This window comes from Pirellula sp. SH-Sr6A (assembly GCF_001610875.1).
Taxonomy (GTDB): domain Bacteria; phylum Planctomycetota; class Planctomycetia; order Pirellulales; family Pirellulaceae; genus JBKCUI01.
The window spans coordinates 4,870,622-4,886,320 of the sequence record NZ_CP011272.1 but is presented as its reverse complement, the minus strand read 5'-3'; the positions used below and the strand labels follow the sequence as shown (position 1 = coordinate 4,886,320).

General features: G+C 50.8%; 21 protein-coding genes and 1 pseudogene. 21 read left to right on the top strand and 1 reads right to left on the bottom strand.

The features are described from left to right. The first annotated feature begins 42 nt into the window (after window positions 1-42). The 12 genes and pseudogenes from VN12_RS18790 to VN12_RS18740 all read left to right on the top strand — a co-directional run bounded on the left by VN12_RS18790 (window position 43) and on the right by VN12_RS18740 (window position 5,900). A complete protein-coding gene (locus tag VN12_RS18790; protein WP_146675257.1) occupies window positions 43-282 on the top strand; it encodes a hypothetical protein in 240 nt (79 codons plus the stop codon). A 217-nt stretch (window positions 283-499) separates the two neighbouring features. Beyond that, window positions 500-826, top strand: coding sequence for a hypothetical protein (locus tag VN12_RS18785; protein ID WP_146675258.1), 327 nt, complete (start codon window positions 500-502; stop codon window positions 824-826). 17 nt (window positions 827-843) lie between these two features. Continuing rightward, a complete protein-coding gene (locus VN12_RS18780; protein WP_146675259.1) occupies window positions 844-1,167 on the top strand; it encodes a hypothetical protein in 324 nt (107 codons plus the stop codon). A 314-nt stretch (window positions 1,168-1,481) separates the two neighbouring features. After that, a pseudogene (locus VN12_RS25930) lies at window positions 1,482-1,549 on the top strand. Between the two features lie 55 nt (window positions 1,550-1,604). After that, complete coding sequence (locus VN12_RS18775; protein WP_146675262.1) at window positions 1,605-2,159, top strand: hypothetical protein; 555 nt, start codon at window positions 1,605-1,607, stop codon at window positions 2,157-2,159. Window positions 2,160-2,913: 754 nt separating this feature from the next. Beyond that, entirely contained in the window at window positions 2,914-3,207 is a 294-nt protein-coding gene (locus VN12_RS18770) for a hypothetical protein (protein ID WP_146678264.1), read from the top strand. A 65-nt stretch (window positions 3,208-3,272) separates the two neighbouring features. Further along, window positions 3,273-3,986, top strand: a complete 714-nt coding sequence (thyX, locus tag VN12_RS18765) for an FAD-dependent thymidylate synthase (RefSeq protein ID WP_146678263.1) — start codon at window positions 3,273-3,275, stop codon at window positions 3,984-3,986. Next, window positions 3,970-4,188, top strand: a complete 219-nt coding sequence (locus VN12_RS18760; protein ID WP_205855088.1) for a DUF3310 domain-containing protein — start codon at window positions 3,970-3,972, stop codon at window positions 4,186-4,188. Before thyX ends, VN12_RS18760 begins: the two co-directional genes overlap by 17 nt. A gap of 25 nt (window positions 4,189-4,213) precedes the next feature. Further along, on the top strand, window positions 4,214-4,450 hold the full coding sequence (locus tag VN12_RS18755; protein ID WP_146678261.1) for a hypothetical protein: 237 nt from the start codon (window positions 4,214-4,216) through the stop codon (window positions 4,448-4,450). Window positions 4,451-5,024: 574 nt separating this feature from the next. Next, window positions 5,025-5,261: a hypothetical protein gene (locus VN12_RS18750; protein WP_146675267.1), complete on the top strand. Its 237-nt coding sequence runs from the start codon at window positions 5,025-5,027 to the stop codon at window positions 5,259-5,261. Continuing rightward, window positions 5,258-5,500 carry a hypothetical protein gene (locus VN12_RS18745; RefSeq protein ID WP_146675268.1) on the top strand — a complete coding sequence of 81 codons (243 nt, stop codon included), beginning with the start codon at window positions 5,258-5,260 and terminating at the stop codon, window positions 5,498-5,500. Before VN12_RS18750 ends, VN12_RS18745 begins: the two co-directional genes overlap by 4 nt. Beyond that, window positions 5,493-5,900, top strand: a complete 408-nt coding sequence (locus VN12_RS18740; protein WP_146675269.1) for a hypothetical protein — start codon at window positions 5,493-5,495, stop codon at window positions 5,898-5,900. The genes VN12_RS18745 and VN12_RS18740 overlap by 8 nt, the downstream gene beginning before the upstream one ends. Window positions 5,901-6,058: 158 nt before the next feature. Here the strand turns inward: VN12_RS18740 and VN12_RS18735 are convergent, their stop codons facing one another. Continuing rightward, window positions 6,059-6,295 (bottom strand): hypothetical protein, encoded by a 237-nt coding sequence (locus VN12_RS18735; RefSeq protein ID WP_146678260.1) that lies wholly within the window; start codon window positions 6,293-6,295, stop codon window positions 6,059-6,061. Between the two features lie 60 nt (window positions 6,296-6,355). Here VN12_RS18735 and VN12_RS18730 point away from each other — a divergent pair, with 60 nt between their 5' ends. The 9 genes from VN12_RS18730 to VN12_RS18685 all read left to right on the top strand — a co-directional run bounded on the left by VN12_RS18730 (window position 6,356) and on the right by VN12_RS18685 (window position 15,642). After that, complete coding sequence (locus VN12_RS18730; RefSeq protein WP_146678259.1) at window positions 6,356-6,583, top strand: hypothetical protein; 228 nt, start codon at window positions 6,356-6,358, stop codon at window positions 6,581-6,583. Continuing rightward, window positions 6,580-6,783, top strand: a complete 204-nt coding sequence (locus VN12_RS18725; RefSeq protein WP_146678258.1) for a hypothetical protein — start codon at window positions 6,580-6,582, stop codon at window positions 6,781-6,783. Before VN12_RS18730 ends, VN12_RS18725 begins: the two co-directional genes overlap by 4 nt. Before the next feature lie 259 nt (window positions 6,784-7,042). Next, a complete protein-coding gene (locus VN12_RS18720) occupies window positions 7,043-7,309 on the top strand; it encodes a hypothetical protein (protein WP_146675273.1) in 267 nt (88 codons plus the stop codon). A gap of 16 nt (window positions 7,310-7,325) precedes the next feature. Then, entirely contained in the window at window positions 7,326-7,715 is a 390-nt protein-coding gene (locus VN12_RS18715; protein WP_146678257.1) for a hypothetical protein, read from the top strand. Between the two features lie 98 nt (window positions 7,716-7,813). Next, window positions 7,814-8,452 (top strand): hypothetical protein, encoded by a 639-nt coding sequence (locus VN12_RS18710; protein WP_146678256.1) that lies wholly within the window; start codon window positions 7,814-7,816, stop codon window positions 8,450-8,452. 143 nt (window positions 8,453-8,595) lie between these two features. Further along, window positions 8,596-8,937: a hypothetical protein gene (locus tag VN12_RS18705; protein ID WP_146675275.1), complete on the top strand. Its 342-nt coding sequence runs from the start codon at window positions 8,596-8,598 to the stop codon at window positions 8,935-8,937. Continuing rightward, the gene (locus VN12_RS18700) at window positions 8,894-11,062 is read left to right on the top strand and encodes a terminase gpA endonuclease subunit (protein ID WP_146675276.1); all 2,169 of its coding nucleotides are present in this window, start codon (window positions 8,894-8,896) and stop codon (window positions 11,060-11,062) included. The genes VN12_RS18705 and VN12_RS18700 overlap by 44 nt, the downstream gene beginning before the upstream one ends. Window positions 11,063-11,603: 541 nt before the next feature. Continuing rightward, entirely contained in the window at window positions 11,604-13,412 is a 1,809-nt protein-coding gene (locus tag VN12_RS18690) for a phage portal protein (RefSeq protein WP_146675278.1), read from the top strand. Continuing rightward, window positions 13,405-15,642 carry a hypothetical protein gene (locus tag VN12_RS18685; RefSeq protein ID WP_146675279.1) on the top strand — a complete coding sequence of 746 codons (2,238 nt, stop codon included), beginning with the start codon at window positions 13,405-13,407 and terminating at the stop codon, window positions 15,640-15,642. The genes VN12_RS18690 and VN12_RS18685 overlap by 8 nt, the downstream gene beginning before the upstream one ends. The last annotated feature ends 57 nt before the right edge of the window (window positions 15,643-15,699 follow it).

The following is a 15,699-nucleotide window of genomic DNA, read 5'->3' as shown; positions in this document are numbered from 1 at the left end:
TTACAGCATCACCGCAACGGACACCAACCAGGAGACGGCAAAATGATTACTGAAGTGCACAGCGTTACAGCGGAGTATCTTGGACAAGTTGATTTGGGTGCACCGTGCTTTGCGGTCAAAATTGTCGACATCAAGCCAAACGCAACTGTACACAACAAAGTTCTTTTTCGGTCGCGAGTTGCTGGTTCTTTCCAAATCGGGAAGAATTACGAGGTAGAGGCCGTCATAAGCCAAGAGTCGAAGGAAAGTCCAAGGATTTACGAAGTGTTGAAGGTTGCGTAGTGACGAACGAGAGAAAGAACATAACCCAACCACCAGATTGGTGGAGGGTTTTTGAAGAGGAAGCACAAAAGGCAGGTGTAAGCCTATCCGAATGGATTGGCGAGGCGTGCGTGGAGAGGCTTCCGTGGAAGATTCGAAAGAAGCTGAGCGAGCGTCCGCCAGCTAATAGACCGAAGAAATCAGAATAGCGGATGGTTTAGCCGCAAGGGGAGGGGTGATGATGGCTTTTGGTATGCGAGAAGAAGACGGGAAAACGATAGTGCAGGTCAAGGTGCCGGTTTGCGTGAACCTGCAATTGCTCGAAGAGGATGCCGAGCGAATGACGCAGGACGAGCTATGTGGATTGGTAGATGGTGTCATTGACCAGTACAGTTCGGAAAACAACATTATGGAGTCAAGGTTGCGCCCGCGTGGCTGGATGCAGGCTGTGACTGTCCGGTACGAAATAACGCGACATTGGGACGATCTTCCGGTCGACGAAATGGAGCTTATGAGCGTCGATGTCGGTCTTTTTGAAAAGACCGGATTGGAAGACGACGAATAAGACAGATGTTTTGATCAATGCGGGAAGAAAAGGGAAAAGAGGTTTTTATGCGATTAGCTAACGATCCGCCGAATAGCAGCCGGAAGGTTGTTTTGCGATTTGAAGATAATGGTGAGCAAGACTGCTTTGGTTTTTATTGTGCTGAAACAAATGCTTGGTACAAGACGGACACGAAAGATAGGTGTCATCCGTCGCATTGGTGCGAGGCTTCGTTTGCGATTTATCAGGTTGTTGAAGACACAGGACGAGTTGTCTTCGACGAATGCACAATGGAAGAAGCATTGCACTTTGCAGACGCGATCAAAAGACGATGCAAAACGCAAATTGTAGCGATGGTTTAGAAGTGCGGAGTAGCCAGCCGCTAGTGGAAATACCAAATGTGAGAGAGGGCAACGGTGAGCACGCAAGTGAGCCCCTTTTCAGCGACGAGACCGATAAGTTGCTGACGGAGCTGGGATCGGAACGCAGCGATCGCAGATGACGAAAAATGGTTATTGGGAGGCACGAAACAACCGACGATTCGGGGCCGCATTGCGATGTAAAGCAATGCGGTACAGGTCGAGGATGCCAAATGGTTTCGGAGGCGTGACAGGTCGGAGAGACGGCCAAACGGATCGGCGGCGTGAAAACTGGAGGCATCTGGTGATTAGCGTAGGGAGTCCTAGTTTGGCGGGGAGTTGATCGCTCCGTCGAATGAAGCAGGTTCGAATCCTGCCCGATCCACTTACAATTCGATGCACCGACAACAGAGGCTTTAGCAGCCGCAGGGATTCGAAACATGTCCGCAAATACCGAAGAAAAAGTACACGTCGAATGCGAAAAGAAAACTGTGCTGGAAGTACGAGTTCGACGCCCGCTAGGTGTTGCTAGGGTGGTACTGGACGGATTGATGCCTACCAGGGAGGGAGAGTCTGGAGGTCGCGTCTTTGTGGATAGTGAATACGGCGACTGGTCTTACGCTTGGTACTCCATCGGTAAGCAATCTCTTGCCAAGTTCTTAGCTACTTGCGACTACGACTACATAGGTCGCAAGTTTCTTGGTGGGAAGTTCTATGTCCGAGACGACGAAGGAACAGTGAGCGAACTTCGCAAAGTTGTCTTACAGATGCGGCGGCAAGGCGATCTGTCAAAAGACAAGTCGCGGCATGAATGGGAGTTGATCGAGCAACTCGAAGATGGGTACATCGACTGGCGTGGATACGTTGACGAAAGCAATTTGTGTGAGGCGTGGGAGTACGGAGTAACAAAACCAGATCCGCAATTCATGGCGTTTTGGAATCAGCTTTGGGTTCCGCATATTGTTCCGGCTTTGCTGGACATAGATGCCAAATAGCAAGTCATTGCGGCACATTCAGAATTTTGGAAGTGATGGAGGGAAAGTACACATGAAGATGTTGTCGAGCATTAAAAATCCTCGCAAATTGAAGAAGCGATGGAAAAAATTAGTAACAAAAAGCTGCTTAAATAATCTTGGGGAGCAACGTCAGCAATTTATGAGTTGGCGTCTTCGTTGGAATCCACCGAGTGGTTGGATCGTGTCAGTCGTGGCGAATCGACGACAATTCGATAGGATGCAAAAATGTTTGGTTAGTGCGGCCTAGATAACGGCAAGGGGAAACGAATGTCAGAATTGAACGACACTAGCAAGTATCAAGTAACTCTCACCGGAAGGGAAATTTACTGGCTTACTCGCTTAGCAAACGAGGAGCTTGTTCGAATGCAAAATCTTTCTGTGGAGGACGGGAACCCTATGCTAGACGCTAAGCGCCACAGGAGGTGGGGACCGATTTCTGATGTGTTCATAAAACTAAGCCAGATTAGTGAAGTTGATGAAGTAAAGGGGGAGTGATGGCGTCTAACTACTTGGTTATGGCGAATTCTGCACAAGGATCCGTTCCCTTACGCATCTTCAAGTTCTACGTCGATGCAAAAAGATACGCAGAAAACGCATGGGACTTCGATGCTTCAGACGCAACAGAAGAGACCTACCGCGACGCTTACGAGGCATGTCGTGACATTAGGGCTTCTGTAGTCACGTGTATCAAAGGAATCGACATCCTGCGTTTCGACGATGGAATCGTTTCTTCATGTTGCTGGAGCACTGGAATGCACTTGCGTACGTCGAAAGAATCAACAGCGGTCCCAACCACCGCATCGGAGGAATGATGGATGCCGTGTTGCATAACATCACGCTCAAGTCAGCTAACTTTCGCATTCCTGATGGTGAATACGAAGGTATATGGGGAGGTTATGGAGTTGAGTTCAGGACTGATGTAGGGATTTTTGCAGCGCGATGCAACATGGGAGTCAGAGGAAACGCTGTCCCCTGTGTCGTGTCGGTGATTGACGGAAAGTTTTCAGTAAGAGTCAAAAAAGAATAGCGGTCTTGAACAACGCATCAATTAACAACGTGCACCGAAGTGTGCCGCAATTGGGGAGAGGTTAAATGGGCAGAATACATGTGCTGGATGAAGGATATGTTGAGCTGGTTGAGGGCTGGGGAAGTGATGAATCAATCATCGAAGCAGCTCGAATGTCTACCGGCAAAGGGTTCAACGGGTGGGGGACTGAAGAAAAGCCAGGCGATGAAAAGCTGTTGGCGTTTCTCTACAACAACAAGCACGCAACACCTTTCGAAATGGGCGGTGTAGTGATTGAAGTGAAAGCACCCATTTTTGTGTTCCGTGAATGGCATCGACACAGAACGCAATCCTACAACGAGATGTCCGCAAGATACATTCCGCTCCTAGATGAGAACTATGTTCCGTCACTTGAACGGGTAATGGTCGGAGCCAACACAGCAACTTCCAATAAACAGGCCCAAGGCAACGGGAAGCCATTGACCGCCGAAGATGCTGCTCAGTGGGTTTACGAACTTCAAGCTTTGTATGATCAAGCCCAAATTGTCTATCAGCTAGGGATCAATCTTGGCGTTCCAAAGGAACTTGCGAGGCTCCCTGTCCCGGTCGCTCGTTACTCACGGATGCGAGCATGCGCCAATCTTCGAAACTGGCTTGCTTTCCTCACTCTTCGCCAAGCTCCCGCAGCTCAGTGGGAGATTCGAGAATACGCCAATGCTGTCGGTGAAATCATTGCAGATCGTTTCCCAAGAACTTGGGAGTTGTTCACAAAGGAGAAGCAAGTTGTCTCAAGCAAATAGCATTCAGCACGGCGGAGATCATTACAAGAAGAAGTCGATCGAGCCCTGGGATTTCATCGCTGCCAATGACATTGGATTCCTAGATGGTAATGCAATCAAGTACTTGACTCGATGGAAGGACAAGAACGGAATCGAGGACTTGAGAAAAGCTCGTCACTACATCGACAAGCTAATTGAGATCGAGGAATCGAAACAACAATAGCGGCTGTTAAGACGGCAAGGGAGAAATGATGAGAGATGACAATGCGGCGAAGATCGTAGAGCAACTCGACAAGTGCCAGCCGTGCACTGATGACACTCTCTACCTTCCGGTTGAGTGCGTCGGTGAGATTATTCGGCTTGCTTTGTCGATGCGATCCAGGATCGACGAGCTTGAATCAACTCGCGAAATGGAACAGATAAAGCCGCGTCGCGGAAGAGTGACAGAAGATGGACTGTTGCTGTTGAACGAAGACAAAGACTAGCGGCTGTTAAGACGGCAAGGGAGATGAAATGCAATTAGCGTTTGAAGTAATGATTGTTGCATGTGGTTGTTTGGCAGCGTGGGGAATGTGGAAGGACAGGAATAATGACATCGTTTTGTAGAAAAGCATTTCGACGCTTCTGGCTGTTTGTGCGAATCGTCTGGAGAGAGTCTCCAGCGGGTGGATTGATGGATATTCGAACTGCATGGCGAGTCGCGACGATCATACACGGATAAGCACTAGCGGTTGTGAGATCCGCAATGGAGAAAGCATGAAAGTTGATGTCGACGTATTGGACTTTGTGCGTTGCGAGCTTGCGCAAGGTAGCTGTCCAAAGTGCCACGCTGTACACGATCCGGTTTTGATGCAACGAAGCTGGATGATTCCCGGTGAGCCTCGCGTGTTCGGGATCAAGTGCCCAACGTGCGGATTCCACGTCACAAACGAAGAGATTGCCAGGATAGAGCAAATGATAGCGCCCTTGGTCGCCAATGCTGTCAAGTCATTTGAAGAATGGAGAGCATTTAATGAGTGAGCCTATCAGCATTAGCGGCGTCAACAAAAAGGTAGGACGATGAGCCATACACCACGAATCGAAACCAGAGTCGTCGAAGAGTTCGATCTTTACTGGGTATACAGTTCTGTGAATGGTTGGTGTACTCAATGGCCTGTTCAATCGCCCACAAAAGAGGATGGTGAAGTTCTCGCGGCACAACTTCGAAACCTCATTAGGTCCGTCTATCGTCAAGCCTACAACGACGGCATCGCCGCTTGCCAGGAACAAATCAAGAATGCACTGGGGGTAAAATGAGTTGCAAAAAAAACGCAGCAAGCAATCCGCCTCTCTATCGAGGCTTTGCGTTCGTGGATTCGAGCGGTATCGATTTGAATTCGATCGCAAAAACGGAAGATGAGGTTAAGTGGAACATGCTCGAATCAAGCATGGGTTGGAGATTCGGGCATCCAGATCGGTATTGCAGGGACACAGAATGGGAAAGGCTGTTGACGTATGGAAAGGTTGTCTCGGTAACGGTGAGCGTAAATGAGTAGCTTCAACTGCGAACACTGCGGTGCACCATGCTTAGACTCGCCAGCGGGCTATACCACTGGCTGCGAGCATTACCCGCCAGACGTGCCGAAGATACCCGACATTGTTCGGCAATGCCTCGTTGAGTGGATGGTGCAAACGGTCCAAGAGATTAGCGAAGATGGTTGGGCTGCTGGATGGTACAGCGGAATCGAGCATTTGGCTTGGGATGCTATGCAGGGAAAAGAGATCGATGGTTTGCAGTGGTGCAGCACAAAGCGAGCGTTACGCAAACTAAAGGCAGTATCGGACTATCTAGGTGTGTGGGTGCATTGGGATAAGGAAGTTGGCGAGCCGAGAGCGATTCCGGTTTGGGTGTGGGTCAAGATCCACGAAGCAAAGGGAGGGCGGATCGATGACTGAGCAAGTGCCGAAGATCAAGCCGCTAGTGTGGGTGGATGTTTGTAGCGGACGTAACTCAGTGCATAACGCAACAACCCCATTTGGACTGATCAACCTACATGGCTACGAAGATGGTGCTTTTCTGTTAGTTGATCCTTTTGATTGTGACGATACGGATTTCAAGTCAGTTCTTGAAGCCAAGGCGTGGTGTCAAGCCGAATACGAGCGACGGGTGCGAGAATGTCTGGAGTGAAGATCAAGCCATTGGCATGGGTCAAAGGAAACCCAAACATAAGCGAATGGACAGCGGAAACGCCACTCGGCAAGTTTCGCGTCATAAAGCGATACCAAGACAAGTCTGCCATAGTGTACATGGCACCTTTCGACTGTGGCGTTTGCCCCGATTTTTTAGACATAGAGGACGCCAAGGCATGGTGCCAAGCGGAGTACGAAAGGCGGGTCAGGGAGTGCTTGGAATGAGTGCTCACACAACTTGGACATCGGTACACCCGCCAAAGCTCGTTTTCCTAGTTCAGTGGGACCATATCGAGGGAGAGTACAACGGCAAGCCAGACATTCGACGCATGCAAGTATGGTGTGATGAGAAGTCGCTGGACGTGGAGGTTAAGCATCTCGAACGGCGGAAGGTCAAGTACACGGTCACGAAGTATCTGGCGGAGCGAGAGGAGAACGTGCGGCCATGAAAAAGACCGACGACGAAAGCAAATTATTCACGATACGCAAACGCTTGGAAATGTTGAGCCAACACATGACTATTGTTGCCAACGCGATGGTAGCAGAAATCGGCGACGACGAAGCCAAGCAGCACGCGGAAGAACTCGCTGGAGCTGCTCAAATGGTTTGGCAATGGTCGGTAAAGTTACAGGAGAACGTGCAGAAATGAAAAGCGATTACACTGAATTGGTCAAAGCAAAAACACGCGAAATGCTCGCGAATTCAAAGCACGCTAGATGGGATGCTATATGTAACTACAGCATCAGAACCGCCCAACTCGCATCAGACATGCACAAACTTTTGCGTCATTGCGAACTAAACGGATTTGATCACGGAGCATCAGACGCTTTGGACTATATGGAAAGCCAATTGCGGCAATGTTTCGTCGAGACGTTTGGAATTGAACCGTTTGAACAAGTTCGGAGCAAATGAACGAAGAAACTAAAAAACGCATCATTGAAAAGCTGGAAGAGTGCGATTGCTTCGCTCCCCTAGATTGTGGCTACATTCACTTTTGGCCTGCGTCCGGTGGTGTCGCGATGAGTGCGGCAGTGTTGAGATTCATTGCGGACGAACTTGACCGACGAAACGCGGATTGGGATAAGCAGTTCCGCGTGCAATCCGAGGAAGAAGTGTTCGCGGAAATTACAGAGGACCAAATGTCGTCTGTTTTGAAATCATTGCGGACCAAATAACCGCTAGGGAGAAAAGATGGTGACTACAAGGCAAAAAACGAACGTCGTCGCAAGAATTAGCGAAACAGGCGTCCAGTGCGTGAAGAAGATTCCAGTTATTGAAAAGACGTACTGCGTTCCGCATGAGATTGCGAACAAAGTGAGAATGTCGCTTTTGGATATGAATGAAACAGTCAACAGCCGAAAGCAAGGTAAACACAGTCGAGAGTCATGTTTCTTGACATTTCTTTGGATTGATTTTAAGCATGACGGAACAGCCGAAGTGGTCGTGTCATTTGAAAAGAAAGGAAAGCATCGATCTTTCATTGACTTTCACACCGGAAAGCAAATCCGGCTTGCAATGTACCGAACGACGGATCACAGCAAGGTTTTGCGAATGCTTACGAAGTACGACTTGACCAAATAACCGCCATGATACGCAACGTACCATCCATTCCACAAACCATTGGTTGATACCAAGCAATCCCGTAGAATCGATTGTGAATCATTCTACGCGAGGGAACCTTGGCAACCATTATCAGCACAACGCACACGACAGGAGCGACGGTTTACGCCTTTCCAGGCTCGCAAGCGAACTTTGCGAACTGGGCATCTCTGCGCGTGCTTGCAACGGAAACAGTAGGTGAGTTTGAAGCCAGTGTTGACGATGACACTTATGGTCCTGTTTGGTACTTTTTCGAAGGGTCCACAGCGCCAACTTCTTTCGATGACCATATTGCATCAGTCAATTTGCAATGGGAAATCGATTTGCTTGAACTTCTGAGCAAGACCACTAACGGCGTTACTACATCGGCCGCTGTCGCAACGGATGGAACCATTGCCAAGATTATCATCGGTGATGATTACCTGTTAGCCAACGGCAGAGGGTTCGAATGGACAGTGGACGAGGTGACTGGATTCGTAGCAGGTAGCTGCACCTGCACATTCGGAGGTAAGTACAAAGACAATACTTGGCTTGTCACCGGCACCGTGGTCGACAACGAAGATGGTACGTGGACTCTTCGATTTAATCTTGAAGACACGGACACTGCGAACTTGGAGCCTGGGCAATATCGATGGAGCGTTGGAGTTCAATACAACGGCACAGTGATTACACGTGTTATGTCCGATTGCACGACGGCGCTAGTGGAGAAGCAGACGTGATAGCACAATCAAACAAGGGGGCACTCCCCCCCATAGTCAACGGGTCCTTCCTGGACCCTAAAAAGCCTTGCGGCGGAACCTTCGCCCAAAAAAGTTACAAAAACTCCGTCCGTCCGGTACTTGGCGGTTTGGGGTAGGGGGAAATGGTAGACATTAACACCGTTGCCGATGTTCGGCTGGCAGGTAGGGCTATCAACGACGAATGGCCGGTAACTCCAGAGATTCGAAAGAAGGTTATCGATCGGCTGGTGTACTTGCAGGAGTTTGGCGAGAAGCATTCAGTGCAGGTGGCTGCCGCAAAAGCTTTGCAATCTGCTGATCAAATCAACATCAAAAAGCGTGCGGAAGAACAGAGGAGATTGGACGCTGAGCACACAAGGAAACTTCAACTACTCGACGCTGCCGTCAAGCTCGGACTTGTTAAACCTGTCGGTCCAGGAATTGGAAGCATGGATTCGCAACCATCCGGACGCGAAGTCGGATGATGTTGTTGAGTTAGTCGAGCCTAAGAAGTGGGACGAAAAAGCATACGACCGCGAGCGCAAGGCAAAGCAGCGTGCAGCAGGTCGGGAGGTTTACATTCCGGTCCCAGCGGACTACGAACGCCGCTTGGCGTGCTTAGAAGATCCTGAGCTATTGCTTACCACGTACTTCCCAAGAACGTACAGCGAAGCGTTTACCAGCGACCGTAGGGATATGCTTTGGTCTATTTGGAACGCTGCACGCTTTGGAGGCGACCAAGCGATTGCTGCACCTCGCGGCGAGGGAAAGACGACGCTGGCAATGGATGGTGCGTATTGCTTGATGCTCAAGAGTCTTTCGCCTTTCCCAGTTGTCATCGGAAAAAATCAAGACGCATCGACAAAGGACCTTCGAGAACTGGTCGACCGGATCGCTGACTCCGATGATTTTGCAGCCGACTTTCCAGAGATCGCAGCTCCGATTCTTGCGATAGGTGCTGCCACTGCCAACGCACGATTGCAGACGGTCGGAGGTGAGTACATTCGAATGGTAATCTCTGACAAGTTCTTTTGCTTGCCGACTATTCCCAAGAGATTGCTACCACACTGGCCGGACCATATGGAATCACTTGCCAACGGCCAGGTGATGGGGGCGGTCGGGATAGAAGGCAAGATTCGCGGCATGAAGTTCCGGTCGCGTCGTCCTACGGTCGGGATTATCGATGATGTTGAGGACAAAGATTCGGTTCGTTCCGATGAACAGATCGCCAAGATTGAATCCATCATCGAAGAGGATATTGGTGGGATGGGGGCTTCTGCGGAACGTATCGCACGGGTCTACCTTTGCACAACGCTAAACAGAAAGTGCAACGCATACAAGTACACAGACCGCAAGCAAAAGCCGTCGTTCAACGGTCGCCGCTATCGCAAAATGATTAAGCCACCAGACCGCATCGATTTGGTTGAGCAGTACATCGACATGCGGCAGCAACGTAAAGCGGATGACCCGCAAGCAAGAGAAGCGTTTCGTTTTTGGCGGGACAATCAAAAGGAGATCGAGCACGGTTGCGAAATATCGAACCCGTATAGCTACTCCAAAAAGATTCACGCGGATGGCGAGCCAATGGAGCTTTCCGCCATACAGAGCTATTACAACCGCGTCGCGGACTTCGGTAAGAAAGCAGTAGCGACAGAGATTGACAACGACCCACCGGAAGAAGCGGGACCAGTCGGAAACGGTCTTACTCCCGAAACCGTAGCATCGCGAATGAACGGTTTGTCTAAGCGGCAACTACCTGCGAACACGCAATGCGTGACAGCGGCAATCGACCTTGGCAAGTATTACTGCCATTGGGTTATCTGCGCGTGGTGGCATGGTGCAGGAGGTTGCGTTGTTGATTACGGCTTCAAGTCTGTTCTTGGGACCGACCGCACGCAGGATCGCTACGGCGCGGAGCCGCATATTCTCGCTGCACTTCTTGATTGGCGTGAGGAGTTGCAACAGAAAGCGTTCGTTGACGCTACAGGCGTTCCACGAAGGATAGACCACGTTTTGGTTGACTCCGGAACGTTTACCAATTGCGCTTACGAGTTCTGCCGACAGGTGCGAGGAATCTTCCATCCATCGAAGGGGATTGGAAGCTACAAGAAGAAGAAGGCGGAGACGAACAGGATTTTCGTTGGCGAGAACTTGCACGCAGAGTTTTTGCCAGCGCAGCGGGTTGCGTTGTACGAACTTGACACGGACTACTGGAAGCAGTGGGTACACGAACGGTTCCTTACTCCGCCATTCGATGAAAACCTAATGCTTCGACGCGGTTCGCTATCGCTTTATCAATCCGACAGTCGCCACTCTCTTTATTCGCAACACATTACAGCGGAAGAGTTGGTTACTGAGTTCGTCGAGGGTAAGGGAACCAAGACGTATTGGAATAGCAAGCGAGACGATAACCATTGGCTAGATGCGACTTACATGGCGGCGGCTGCTTCGGAAATCTACGGTATCAAGTTGCTGGCACCATCAGAACAGGAAGTAACGGCGATGGTGAAGGGACCGGAGAAGCCAAGACAGCAGCGGCAAGACACGCACAGGCAGAACAAGAACTTCCGAACACGTCCGGGCGGCTGGATACCTAAGAGGAGATACTAGCGATATGGTGGCGACAATGACAAGGAAGCAACGGCGGCAAATGGAAACAAAAGAGCAAGAGACCGAGCAAACTCAACCTGTAACCCAAGAACAACCAAAGGCACGGCAGAAGTTTGTTCCGCAAGATTGCTCGATGTGCGTTGCACTGCGGGAAGATCCAGAGACTAGCTATTCATTCGTCTACCACACTGCGGGAAACCTTCGCTATTGCAAATGCGGCAATTGTGGTCACACATGGAAGCAAAAAGTCTAACCCGTTTACCAGCTAGCTGGTAAATACGCTATTGCGATGCGTGACCAATCGATATGGCTAGCCTACCGTTGTAGGCATGGCTTTAGACGTCGCAAATCTTCTTAACCAGGTCGAGACAGCAATAGAGCAGTTGCTTACGGGCAACGTGCAGTCTTACGCTATTGGTTCTCGCAACGTTACTAAGCTCGACCTAGATTCTCTGTTTGAGCAACGCCGTATGTTGCAGACTGAACTGGCTAGGCAGTCTGGCGGGGGGATGTTCACGCTTGCGAAGATCGGGCGACCTCGATGAACGTCCTAGATCGCATTATCGGTTACGTTTCTCCAACGGCAGGTCTCAGACGCGCACAAGCTCGAAAAGTATTGCAGCGAAGCTACGCTGGCGCGGAATCGAACCGTCTAACATCAGGCACCAAACCAAAGAACCAATCAGCCGACCAAGAACTGATGGGTCCGTATGGTGCTGACGCCATGCGTGCTTGGGCTCGCTCGATGGTTCGAAATAATGCTTACGCATGGAACGTTGTTGATACCATTGTTTCAAACGTCATCGGTGACGGAATCACGCTCCAAAGCGTGTACGAAACCAAGGATGGCGAAGACGTAGAAGACGTTAACGAGTCGCGGGAAAAGCTATGGGCTGAATGGTGCGAAGTCGCAGACATCAACGGGCAGTTGACCTTTGCGGAAATCCAGGTAATCGCACAGCGAGAGATTGTCGAGGCTGGCGAAGTTCTCATTCGGAAGATTCGGACTCCCGGCAAAGAGTATCGCGGAATTACCCGCCCTGTTCCGTTGGCATTGGAGTTGATCGAAGCCGACCGTCTATCCTTAGAGCGCGACACGTACAAGTCGTCGATGGCGCGTGCGGAAGGAAACCGAGTAGTACGTGGAATCGAGGTTGATCAGAAAGGTAGACCTGTAGCGTACTGGATCTACCAGCAACACCCGAACAGCCCGTACAGCGTTGGTAACCAAGTTCCTGAGCGAGTTCCAGCGGATGAAGTGATTCATCTTTTCCGACTGGACAGAATCGGTCAAACTCGCGGCGTTAGTTGGTTTGCTCCTGTGATGTCTCCAATGCGAGACCTGGGAATCTACATCGACAACGAACTGCAAGCATCTGCTGTCGCGTCTTGCTTTGGAGTAGTGGTTAAGACAAACACTCCGAGCCGTGGATTACAGAATCCCACTGGCGATGAGTCGACGGACAACAACGGAAACACGCTTGAATATCTTGAGCCAGGGATGGTAACAAGGATCGGCGTTGAAGAGTCCATCGAAGTTATCAACCCATCGCGACCTAACAGCGCAGCGGAGCCGTGGATTTCTCTGATGCTTCGCGGTATTGCTGCTGGCACTGGCACCAATTACGAAGCGGTTGCAAAAGACTTCTCGAACACTTCGTACAGTTCCAGCCGAACTAGCAAGCTGGAAGATCGCACTCGATACAAGCGATGGCAAAACTACATGGTTTGGCATCTTTGCCAACCAGTCTGGGACGAGTTCTGCAACAAGGCTGCCGTTGTGAACGCAGAGAACTTTCCTACGTCATCCGAACTACTAGAAGACCGCCGTGGTGTTGCTCCAGTTGAATGGCAATTGCCTGAGCAAGAATGGGTCGATCCGGCAGCAGAGCAAACAGCCGCGCAGCAATCCATCGATCGTTACATGTCGACTTACCAAGACGAGCTTGGCTCGCGTGGTCGGTCCTGGCGTGCGACCTTCTACCAAGCGAGCAAGGAAAAGAAACTTCGCATGAAGCTCGGTTTGCTGACTTCGGAGGAGCAGACCGCGCAGATGATGGCCGCTCAAACCGGAGCATCGGGGCCAGCGGATGAAGTGCGAGCAGAAGAAGACGCAGAGGGAGCGACCGGCGAATGGATGGGACTCTCTCGCTTGCAATGGAACAGAAACCGCAAGGCCCTCCAAGATGTGCTCAATGGCCTCTCGGACGGATCAATGTCTCCAGCCCTTGCGAGAGCACAACTCAGCATGATCGGACTGACGGAAAAGAACATCGAGGCGATCGTCGCAGATGCCTCGGATGGAACGGTAGACAACCCAATTCCTGCGGAGGATGTCGCCAGTGAATAAATCCGCATTGATCAAAAGACGCAAAGACTTGGACGCGAGAAAGCCTGTTGTGTTCGCCGGTGGCTCTGTCATCAAGAGGCAGTTCCAGTCACTCACCGATGGTCTCGCCGTGATCGCCACGGAGAACCCTGTTGAGCATTTGCATCCAGAAAACAAGAAGCCGATCGTCCATGTCCTTGAAATGGCTGGTTGCGAGATGCGGCCAGGGAATCACTCGATCCCGATCGTTGACTCGCACGACGATACGACCGTTCACAACGTCTTCGGATCGCTCAAAGATATTTCGATCGTAGGGTCTGAGTTCCAAGCGCGTCCACTATTCGCGAGCGATCCAGAGTCGCAAAAGATCGCGACGCGATACGAAGAGGGACACCTTACCGACTTCTCGATTACCGCCGAGACGCTGGAAGCCTTTGAGCTTTCTCCTGGGCGTACTTACACGACACAAGCGGGCACTCTTGTTGAAGGCCCTGCGATCATCGTTTCCCGTTGGCGACCAATGAACGCAACGTTATGCGTTACAGGCGCTGACAACTATTCCTATGTCAAACGGTCTTTTGCAGACCAAAGGAGAGAACTTATGGACGGTAGCCAGATGGCGAAGTTGTCCTCTATGGGTCTGCCAGAAGGCGTTACCGACCCAACCGAAATCCTTTCTTGGTTGATGACCAAGATGGAGATGGAACCAGTTGAACAGGCTGCACCTGTTGAAAACATGTCGACGGAAAACCCTGTAGTAGAAAACATGCAGCAAGCAGAGGCTGCACCTGCCGAATCGCCTGTTGCACCTGTTGAGAAGGTCGAGAACAGCATGGGAAATCAGAAAATCGAACGCAGCAAGCAAGACGCAGAGTTGCAAATCAAACGTGCACTCGATGCCGATGCTGCACGCCGAAAAGAAATTCAAGCCGCCGTCAAGCTCGCAAGGATTGAGCGTTCCTTTGCAGACGAGCTTTGCGATGGCTTTGTAAGTGTTTCTGACGCTCGAAAAAGGATCATTGAACGTATGGCAACTGAACCATTAGGAACGTCGGTCGGTGCTGACGTTCGGATCACTGAGAGCGCAGACGACAAGTTCGCCAGTGCCGTAAGTGCCGGGATCATCATGCGAAGCCATAACAAGGCTTCCAAGAAGTTGAAACTGGAAGGAGGTCAAGATTTCGTCAACAAGCCATTGGACGAAATCGCACGCGAATGTTTGCTTCGAAGCGGAGCAAAGATCGAGCGAATGTCGAGGAAGGATGTTGTTCTGGCCGCGATGGGTAACCCTCGCGTTCTCAAGAATCACAACATCCTGATGCGGTCCGCGTACCACACCACTGGCAGCTTCCCGAACATCCTCTTGGATGCAATCAATAAGTCGCTTCTGGCTGAGTACGAAGAAGCACCATACACCTGGAGCATGTGGGCGCGTCAAGCTGCTTCTGTTCCAGACTTGAAGACTATTTACCGTACTCGGATAAGCGAATTCCCGAACCTGGAAATGGTTCCGGAAAACGCGAAGTACCCAGAAAACCGAATGAGCGATTCGAAAGAGTCGTACCAGATCAGCAAGTACGGTGCAGAGTTTACGGTCTCTTGGGAAACAATCATCAATGATGATTTGGACGCCATCAGCCGAACGACCGCGAAAATGGGTGTTGCTGCACGACGCACGCAAAACGCGTTGGTCTATAGCGTTCTGACCTCGAACCCAACAATGGGCGACGGTAACGCACTGTTCAGCTCCAGCCATGCTTCTGGCGATAACACGTCTGGAAGTGCAGCGGCTCCAGCCGTGGCGACACTCAACGCAGGGTTCCTCAAAATGCGAAAGCAAACTGGTCTCAACACCAGTGCTATTCTCAACATCGAGCCTCGCTACTTGATTGTGCCGGTCAACTACGAAGCGACAGCAATGCAGCTTCTTGGCTCGTTCTCCGACCCTGTTGTAGGTGGTAGTGCTGCTGGTAACAGCAATACGCTGAACATCTACGGACCAGGCGGACAACGTAAGAACCTAACGCTTGTTGCCGAGCCTCTTTTGGACGCTGCAAGCTCCACGAATTGGTACTTGGCTGCCGATCCTTCGCAGGTCGATACCGTCGAAATCACCTTCCTGCAAGGTGAGGAAAGCCCAGTGATCGACACAGAGGAAGACTTCGACACCGACACCTACAAGTACAGGATTCGCCAGACGATGGGTGCGAAGGCGATCGATTGGCGTGGGTTGTTCCGCAACTCTGCGTGACCTGTCTAGTGGCAAAAAATAACCTCGCTGCATAGGTGGCGAGGTCTTTCCGATACA